Genomic DNA, 5,162 nt, shown 5'->3' with positions numbered 1-5,162 from the left:
GCGACACGCCGGGCGTGTCGCAGCCGAACCACGCACTCGGCGGGGCGGGCTCAGCGCCGGGCGCGCTCGCGGGCGCTGCGGCGGCTGCTCGAGACGATCGAGCTCACCACGAGCACCAGGCCCGCGACGCTCAGCAGGGCGATGAGCGCGAGGTCGAGGTCGTACGTCGCGCCGAGAGCCAGCGCGAGGATGCCGGCCCCGACGGCGACGATGACGAACCCCCACACGACCGTCCCGACGCGCAGCCCGCGGTTGCGCGGGTCGTCGCCCAGGGCGGGGTCGGTCGGCGCCTGAGCCCTCTGCTGCGCCGAGACGTTCCACTGCGCGGCCGGGTCGACCGCCGGGGTCGGACCGGGGGCCGGGGACGACGGGGGAGCGGGCGACGGGGTCGAGAGCGTCACCGGCTCGGGGTCGACCGGCGCGTCCTGCACCGGGTACGCCTGGGTGTGCGTCGGCGCGGGCTCACCGGCAGTCGGTGCGTGGGTGGGCAGCGCCTGGACGGGCAGCGCCTGGGTCGGGGGAGCGACCGGCAGGACGAGCGTGGGGTCGGTGACCGGCAGCGCCTGGGTCGGCTCGCCCCGGAAGATCTCGTCCGCGAGGTCGTCGTGCGAGGGGCCGGACTCGACGTCCGTCGCGTCGAGGTCCTGGCCGCCGGCCGAGTCGGCCACGGGGGTCGCCTCGGCGAGCACCACGTCGCTGCTGTCGGACGACTCGTCGTCCGCAAGCGCCTCGTCGTCCTCGGTGCGCTCGTCCCCGGTGACCTCACCCGACGTGATGGGCAGCTCGATCGTGGGGTCGACCGGCGGGAGGGCCTGGGTCTCGCGTGCGTCGTCGTGCTCGTAGGGGTTCTTCTCGGTGGTCATGATTCCTCCCGGATGGTCACGTCGCCGGCGGAGACGTCGACCTCGAGCAGGAGCACGGGGCCGGCGCCGTCGGAGACGGAGTCGGTGACGAAGGTGTGCGGGCGGGTGTTGACGCCGTTGATGGAGCGGCGCTCGCCGTCGACCGTCCAGGTCGCGTTGCCCGCGAGGACGCGGACCTCGGCCTCGACGGGGGTGTCGGCGGGGACGATCACGGTGAGGTCCCCGGCGCTCAGGTCGATCGGGACGACGACCGGGTCCTCCCCGACGGTGCTCAGGTCGAGCTGGCTGAGGTCGACCACGGGGTTGCCGAACGTGAAGGCGAAGCCGTTCTCGGCGTCCTGGACCGAGGTCACGGTGTACGTGGCGTCGGAGACGCGGGCCGTGAGGTCGGCGTCGAAGCGGTCGACGCTGTTCAGGCCGGCGATCGGCAGCGCGACGATCGTCGCGACGATCGCGAGCCCGCCGAGGGCGCCGCTCGTCCGGCCGCGCAGGCCGGAGACGATGACGCCGAGCCCGAGCAGGACGATCGTCGCGCCGATCCACGTGTAGAAGAACGGGACGTCGATCACGTCGCGACGCTCGAGGAGCATGAGCACGGCGGCGCCCAGGAGGCTCACGCCGAGCGTGATCCCGACGACCGCGGTCCCGGGGCCGCGCGGGCGCCGGGCGGCGCGGGCACGCTGCTCCTCGGCGCGACGCTGGCGCTCGACCTCACGCTCGGCGCGGCGCCGGGCGTGGTCGTGGGCGCGGGCGGCCTGCTGCGCGGCGGCCTGCTGGGCCGCGTACGCCTGCGGCGGGACGGGACGCTGGGCAGGGTAGCCCTGCGGCGGCACCGGTGCGGAGGCGGTGTACGCGGGGCCTGACGGCGCCGCGGGGGTCGCGGGGTACGTCGCCCCGGGGGTGGGCTGGGCGCCGGGAACGGGTGCTCCGTACGGCGGGCGAGGCTGCTGCCAGCCCTGCGGGGGCTGACCCTGCTGGACAGGAGCGCCCGTGGAGGGCTGCGCGGGGTACGGCTGCCTCGGCGGCACGGGGCCGCCCGGGTGCTGAGCGTTCTGGGCTGCCCCGCGGTGGGCCGCGTACCTGCGGTAGTCGCTGCGCCGGTTGACGACCAGCACGATCACGACGATCACGGCAGCGGTCCACAGCAGGCCGTTGAGCCACTCGAGCCCGGCGAAGTGCCACCAGGAGAGCCAGCCGTTGTTCCAGCTCAGCCCGACGATCGTGGTGGCCGCGGCCCCGAGCATCGCGACGTCGAAGTCGCCGCGGATCGCCTGCTGGAGGTGGATGCGCCCGTCGCGCGACTCGGGGAGCAGGGCCCACGCGAGCCCGTACAGGACCAGGCCGGCGCCCGTGAGGAACACCGAGACGACGAGGATGCCTCGCACGATCAGGGGGTCGATACCGAACCGGTCGGCGACACCGCCCGCGACGCCTCCGACCCAGCGGTCCTCGGACCGGGAGATGCCGATACGGCGCACGGTGTCGAAGAAGCTGTCCATGCCGCTGGACTGGCCGCCGGGCTGTCCGGGCTGTCCGGGCTGGCCGGGCGGCTGGTTCGGCGCGCCGCCGGGAGCCCCCGGCTGTCCGGGCTGGCCGGCGCCGCCCGGCGTGCTCGTCGCGGGCGGAGGCCCGGCAGGCTGCTGGGGCGCTCCGGTCGGTGCGGAGCTCCCGGCCGGGGGTTCTGGGGAGGTGTCCTCGGTGGTCATGGCTCCAGCCTGGCCCGGGAGACGGGCCGAGGGGTATCGGGTGATCCCCTGATCCGACCCTGATCCTCCGGACGGCCGACCCTGAACTTTCGACGCAGGAGCGGACGAACGGGGCGTTCCGGCCGGTGGACCGGGCCGGGCGTGTGACCATCAGAGAGTGACACCGACAGAGCGACCAGCCAGGAGACTTCCCCTCCGGCGCCCCGAGCAGGGGCGCTGGGTCGGCGGGGTGTGCCGTGGCCTCTCCCTGCACCTCGACCTTCCCGTGGGCGCGGTGCGTCTCGTGCTGGCGCTGATGGCGCTCGCGGGCGGTGCGGGCATCGTGCTGTACGTCTTCCTCTGGGTCACGGTGCCCGCGGGCGACCCGGCGCAGGTGGCCGACGAGGAGCGTCCTGCATCGCTGCGCCGCATCGCACCGCGGCTCCAGGGCCGGGTGCGCAAGCTGCCGGTGCGCGACGTCGCGATCGGGGTCGTCCTGCTGAGCGGGGCGGCCGTGCTGCTGGCCTCGCGGGCCGGCGTGAACATCGAGGTCTCCTGGGTCCTGCCGGTCCTCATCGCGCTCGCGGGCACGGCGCTGGCCTGGTCGCAGCTCGACGCCGCGCAGCGGGGGCGGTGGTTGTCGAGGGCGGGGGGACGCACCCCGGCCGGGGTGGTGCGGCTCGCGGGGGGCCTGTGCCTGGTGCTCGTGGGGGTGCTGCTCCTGGTGGGCCAGGACTCCACGGCCTCGGACATGGTCCGGGCGACGGTCGCGTCGGTCGCGGTCCTCGCGGGTGCGGCGATCGTGCTCGCCCCGTGGTGGTTGCGCCTCGTGCGCGAGCTGGGCGACGAGCGGGCCGCCCGTGCGCGGGAGGCCGAGCGGGCGGACATCGCGGCGCACCTGCACGACTCGGTCCTCCAGACCCTTGCTCTCATCCGGTCGAGCGCGGCCGACGCCGACACGGTCGCGCGGCTCGCACGTGCGCAGGAGCGTGAGCTCCGGGAGTGGTTGTACAACGACCGGCCTGCTCCTGGTACATCGCTCGCGGCCGAGCTCCGGACGCTCGTCGGAGAGGTCGAGGACCGGCAGAGCTGGCGGCTCGCTGCGGGGGCCGCAGCCGCGGCCGGGGTCAGTGCGGCGGGAACCGTCGGGGACGGCGGCTCGGCCGGGACGGCAGCCGTGGTCGTCGACGTCGTCGTCGTGGGGGACTGCGTCCCGACCGACGAGACGACCGCGCTCCTCCAGGCCACGCGCGAGGCGCTCGTCAACGCGGTGGCCCACGGACGCCCACCCGTCTCGGTCTACCTCGAGGTCTCGGAAGACTCCGTCGAGGTGTTCGTCCGCGACCGCGGTGACGGGTTCGAGATGAAGGACATCGCCCAGGACCGTTTCGGGGTGCGCGAGTCGATCATCGGCCGTGTCACGCGCAAGGGCGGGAGCGCCGAGGTCGTCTCTCGGCCGGGCTGGGGCACCGAGGTGCGGCTCAAGGTCCACCGCGCCGAGGAGAGCGCCGCCCCGCCCGCGACCGAGACTGCGGTGGGGACGACGTCCGGACCTAGGATGCCCGTGGAGCCCGGTGCGGCTGCGACGCCGAGCGGGCACGAGGATCCCTCGCCGCGGGCCGCGCAGGGCCCGGGACCGGTCCCCGTGCCGCGACCCGGACAGCCCGCCCGAACGACCCAGGAGCGAACGTGACCACCATCCCCAGCCCCGCGCAGAGCTCCCTCCCGGGGGCGCCTGTCCCGGTCGTCCTCGTCGACGACCACCACATGTTCCGCGCGGGCGTGCGGGCCAGCCTGGACGGACGGGTCGACATCGTCGGCGAGGCCGACAGCGTCGACGGGGCGGTCGAGGCGATCCGCACGCTGCGCCCACCGGTCGTGCTGCTCGACGTGCACCTTCCGGGAGGCAACGGGGGCGGTGGGGCGGAGGTCATCACGCGGTGCTCCGACCTCCTGGGGTCCACGCGGTTCCTCGCCCTGTCCGTGTCCGACGCGGCCGAGGACGTCGTGGCGGTGATCCGCGCGGGCGCCCGGGGCTACGTGACCAAGGCGATCTCCGGGCCCGACCTGGCGGGGGCCGTGGTGCAGGTCGCGAGCGGCGACGCCGTGTTCTCGCCGCGCCTCGCGGGCTTCGTGCTCGACGCCTTCGGGACCGGCCAGGCGGACGTGGCCGTGGCCGACGACGAGCTCGACCGGCTCTCGGCCCGTGAGCAGGAGGTCATGCGGCTCATCGCCCGCGGGTACGCGTACCGCGAGGTCGCCTCGGAGCTCTTCATCTCGGTCAAGACCGTCGAGACCCACGTGTCGTCGGTGCTGCGCAAGCTCCAGCTCTCGTCGCGGCACGAGCTCACGCGCTGGGCGGCCGCACGACGGCTCCTCTAGCTCCCGACCGGGCGGTCACGCATGGCCCGCCAGCCGCGAGATGTCGCCGTATTGCCAGGTGAGAAGCGGGGTTCCCGCGTCGTGCCGGAGCGATAGCCTGGAGGCAGCCGGTGAAGCCCTCCGGCCCGACGAAAAGGACCTCCGACGTGACGTACGTGATTGCTCAGCCTTGTGTGGACGTGAAGGACAAGGCGTGCATCGAGGAGTGTCCGGTGGACTGCATCTACGAGGG

Annotated in this window: 4 protein-coding genes and 1 pseudogene; 3 read left to right on the top strand and 2 right to left on the bottom strand. The window is 74.5% G+C overall.

Going from position 1 to position 5,162, the window contains the following annotated elements; all coding sequences use genetic code 11:
* Window positions 1-50 precede the first annotated feature (50 nt).
* Window positions 51-863, bottom strand: coding sequence for a hypothetical protein (locus ACFVQ3_RS18690; protein WP_387642354.1), 813 nt, complete (start codon window positions 861-863; stop codon window positions 51-53).
* The gene (locus ACFVQ3_RS18685) at window positions 860-2,569 is read right to left on the bottom strand and encodes a PspC domain-containing protein (protein ID WP_387642351.1); all 1,710 of its coding nucleotides are present in this window, start codon (window positions 2,567-2,569) and stop codon (window positions 860-862) included. Before ACFVQ3_RS18685 ends, ACFVQ3_RS18690 begins: the two co-directional genes overlap by 4 nt.
* A gap of 157 nt (window positions 2,570-2,726) precedes the next feature.
* Between ACFVQ3_RS18685 and ACFVQ3_RS18680 the strand changes: the two genes are divergently transcribed.
* The 3 genes and pseudogenes from ACFVQ3_RS18680 to ACFVQ3_RS18670 all read left to right on the top strand — a co-directional run.
* Window positions 2,727-4,241, top strand: coding sequence for a PspC domain-containing protein (locus ACFVQ3_RS18680; protein WP_387642349.1), 1,515 nt, complete (start codon window positions 2,727-2,729; stop codon window positions 4,239-4,241).
* Between the two features lie 74 nt (window positions 4,242-4,315).
* Window positions 4,316-4,930, top strand: a complete 615-nt coding sequence (locus ACFVQ3_RS18675) for a response regulator transcription factor (protein WP_206053360.1) — start codon at window positions 4,316-4,318, stop codon at window positions 4,928-4,930.
* A 146-nt stretch (window positions 4,931-5,076) separates the two neighbouring features.
* A pseudogene (locus ACFVQ3_RS18670) lies at window positions 5,077-5,162 on the top strand (ferredoxin); the annotation flags it as partial.

The organism is Oerskovia sp. NPDC057915 (genome assembly GCF_042887685.1).
Lineage (GTDB): Bacteria > Actinomycetota > Actinomycetes > Actinomycetales > Cellulomonadaceae > Oerskovia.
Note: the sequence above shows the minus strand (reverse complement) of the source record. Positions and strands in the feature narration are given on the sequence as shown.

What these genes read in the sequence shown, in the direction of transcription:
- ACFVQ3_RS18690 (WP_387642354.1), bottom strand. Translation starts at nt 863, where the DNA reads ATGACCACCGAGAAGAACCCCTACGAGCACGACGACGCACGCGAGACC.
- ACFVQ3_RS18685 (WP_387642351.1), bottom strand. Translation starts at nt 2,569, where the DNA reads ATGACCACCGAGGACACCTCCCCAGAACCCCCGGCCGGGAGCTCCGCA.
- ACFVQ3_RS18675 (WP_206053360.1), top strand. Translation starts at nt 4,316, where the DNA reads ATGTTCCGCGCGGGCGTGCGGGCCAGCCTGGACGGACGGGTCGACATC.